This is a genomic window from Meridianimarinicoccus aquatilis (genome assembly GCF_004358675.1).
In the GTDB taxonomy this organism is placed as follows: domain Bacteria; phylum Pseudomonadota; class Alphaproteobacteria; order Rhodobacterales; family Rhodobacteraceae; genus Meridianimarinicoccus; species Meridianimarinicoccus aquatilis.
This window is the reverse complement of sequence record NZ_SMZO01000114.1, coordinates 1-2,676: the sequence shown is the minus strand read 5'-3', so window position 1 is coordinate 2,676 and position 2,676 is coordinate 1. Positions and strand designations below refer to the sequence as shown.

At 55.1% G+C, this 2,676-nt stretch carries 4 protein-coding genes and 1 pseudogene; 3 read left to right on the top strand and 2 right to left on the bottom strand.

Features of this window, described 5'->3' with window-relative positions; genetic code table 11:
- Positions 1–514, bottom strand: a 514-nt coding sequence (locus E2L05_RS20500; protein ID WP_133344877.1) for an IS6 family transposase, incomplete at its 3' end; no start/stop codon positions are given.
- Between E2L05_RS20500 and E2L05_RS20495 the strand changes: the two genes are divergently transcribed.
- The 3 genes from E2L05_RS20495 (at position 485) to E2L05_RS20485 (ending at position 2,183) form a co-directional block, all read left to right on the top strand.
- Complete coding sequence (locus tag E2L05_RS20495) at positions 485–1,348, top strand: hypothetical protein (RefSeq protein WP_165971836.1); 864 nt, start codon at positions 485–487, stop codon at positions 1,346–1,348. The two genes, E2L05_RS20500 and E2L05_RS20495, sit on opposite strands and share 30 nt — an antisense overlap.
- A gap of 65 nt (positions 1,349–1,413) precedes the next feature.
- Positions 1,414–1,653 carry a type II toxin-antitoxin system prevent-host-death family antitoxin gene (locus tag E2L05_RS20490; protein ID WP_133344873.1) on the top strand — a complete coding sequence of 80 codons (240 nt, stop codon included), beginning with the start codon at positions 1,414–1,416 and terminating at the stop codon, positions 1,651–1,653.
- Complete coding sequence (locus E2L05_RS20485; protein WP_133344870.1) at positions 1,650–2,183, top strand: type II toxin-antitoxin system death-on-curing family toxin; 534 nt, start codon at positions 1,650–1,652, stop codon at positions 2,181–2,183. Before E2L05_RS20490 ends, E2L05_RS20485 begins: the two co-directional genes overlap by 4 nt.
- Positions 2,184–2,191: 8 nt before the next feature.
- Here the strand turns inward: E2L05_RS20485 and E2L05_RS20480 are convergent.
- Positions 2,192–2,608: pseudogene (locus E2L05_RS20480) on the bottom strand (replication initiator protein A); the annotation flags it as partial.
- Positions 2,609–2,676 lie beyond the last annotated feature (68 nt).

The following is a 2,676-nucleotide window of genomic DNA, read 5'->3' as shown; positions in this document are numbered from 1 at the left end:
GGTTGTTGCGCCACTTTCTGTCGATATGGCGGATGCTGTCGAAATGGGGATCATAGTGGTGATTGATTTCTCGAATGACACGGTGATACGTCGGGGCCTTGTCCGTGACGATTGTGACTGGACGATGGAGTCTGACCCGCTCAATGGCCTTGTTTAGAAAAGCCTTTGCCGCCTTTGCGTCCCGCCGAGCGGTAAGGCGAAAATCCACCATTTGGCCGTTCGCATCAACGGCGCGCCACAAGTAACGCCACTTGCCACCAACGCGGAGATAAGTTTCATCTACGTGCCAATCTACGCTGGCGCGGCGCAGATGTTTTTCTGTGCGTTTCGTGAGTTCGGGCCCAAACTTCTGAACCCAGCGATAAACGGTTGAACGATCAACTGTGATGCCACGCTCAGCGAATAGATCAACCACGTCTTGATAGGAGAGCGGGTAGCGCAAATACCAACGCACCGCGCAAAGGATGATGTCCCTTGGAAAACGGTGGTGCTTAAATGGCGACTTGCGTGGCAAGCTTCACCTCAAAAGCCAAAATCTGGCCCATACGAACAGTTAACGCAACAGTCCCAGGATGACAGTCCAACCCGCCAGCAATGGGCGGAATGGAAGAAGGCGCAGACCAAAGAGCTTTGGAACGAGTATCGCGCCGATAAAGAACAGGCTCAGCCTGCCCGCAAAGCGCAGTTTGAAGCCTTGTGGCGTCAGAAGGAAGAACGCTTCGCCTTCCGCCGTGATGAAATCAAAATTCTCTACAAACCGATATGGCGGGACGTGTTCAAGCAGCAGAAGAAGGCCCTTGCCGACTTCGATATGGGCCTCTTACCCCGCATCAAGTTCGCCTTGTCCCAACGGAACAAGAACGCCCTGGTCGGGGTCATGCAGGCGCTTATCGACAAGGCCGACTTGCGCCGCGATTTCATCCGCGAGCAGGAGGCCGAGCGTAAAGCCATCGCTTCCCGCCAAAAGCAGACCATCCGCGATGCTGGGCGCGAGGTGACGAAGGCATGGAAATACGACCGCGACCAGTTACGCAAACATCATCGCCAGGAGGATGCAGCCAAGCACGATACGGTGAAGGCGCAGGTCGATAAGCTATGGCAAGACCGTCCCGCACAGACCCCAGCCCAGGCCCAGGACAAGGGAGCAGAGCCATTGCGTGCGTTTGATCAGACTGCCGATCGACGCCGCGCCGAGAACAAGGCCAAACGGGCAAGCCTGGACAATTTTCAGACCGACGACGCAGGCGAGCAGGACAAGACCCGTGCCCGCAAAGAGCGTCGCATCGCGCGTAAGAAGCGCGAGCGGTCGCGTCCGCGAGGCCAAGGGCGCACCCGAGGCGCACCGTAGGAAGATGTTCCTATAGCCAAAATGGCTATTTTAGCTATACTTTGATTCTTAGAAAGGAGGTCCCAATGACCCGAGTTACAGCAACAGAGTTCAAGAACAACGTCGGCGCTTTCAGCGATGCGGCAATGCGTGAACCCGTCATCATTACAAGCCACCAACGCGACCGCTTGGTGTTGATGTCGGCTGACGAATATCGTCGTCTGGCTGGCGAAAAAACCGATGGTGTAAACGCAGAGTTTGATGAGCGTTTACAGCGTAGCCTAGACCGCCACAGCAACACACTTGCAGAACTTGCCAAGCGATGAGTGAGCCAAATTGGCTTACGCCAGACGAAGCAAAACGCATCAATGAATTGGTGGTCGAGCGTTCTAACGAGCCTCACTTCATCAGAGATCAAGGCTTGTTAGAATCCGCGCTTGCACGCCCCATGAACCTTCATGCGTATGGTGAAGGAGATTTATTCCAACTTGCAGCGAGCTACGCCGAAGGCGTTTCTCGCAACCATGCTTTTGAACAAGGAAACAAGCGCACCGCCTTCGCGTGTGCCGACATGTTTTTATCTCAGAATGGCCATGAGCTACAGCAAGCGAAAGGGCTAGAACACGTTGAGATGATGGAGCAGCTCGGGCAAGGGAAAATCACTCGTGAACAGGCCGCTGAACACCTGCGCGAGCATTCACGCCCTTTGGAGCGTGAACGGTCGCAGGATCGTCCGAAAGAGCAAGTGAAAGACGCTGAACAGGATAAGACCCGCGCCCGCAAGGAGCGTCGTATTGAGCGCAAGAACCAGGAGAAGCAGAAAAAGCGGGAGCAGGGACAAGAGCGAGACTTATAGCGTCCTGTCTATCTGAGGGCCTTCTGTTTCTGGCAATATGCCACGAAGGCCGCGCCCGCATTCTTTGGGGGGTTGCCCCGTCCTATCTCTACCCGCGCAAAGTCGAGCCAGTTGCCGCGCAACACTTGATAGTCCCAGCCCTTTTCGCGGGCGATGTCGCGGGCCTTCTCATCGGCCCATGCTGGAATTTGTATGTCCTCGCCAAGTTCGACCTTCGCCGCACGCGGGCGCACTGTCACAAGGTCGTTTTCGTCCAGCTCGAACCGATAGAACGGCGTGTGATTTTCTGCGATAATCTGGCGAAGGTTCAAACGGAACCGCTTCAACGGCGCATTACTGCCTGTCTTGGCTTGCAGGTTTTCCAACCTGATATGCCACCGTTTTTGGTTGCCGCAGTGCTTGCGTGCGATCTCATAGAGCCGCCTTTCGAGGGGACTGTTGCATTAATTAGCTCTGGCTAGATTTGAAGTCTAACAGATTGATTTCATGCGGC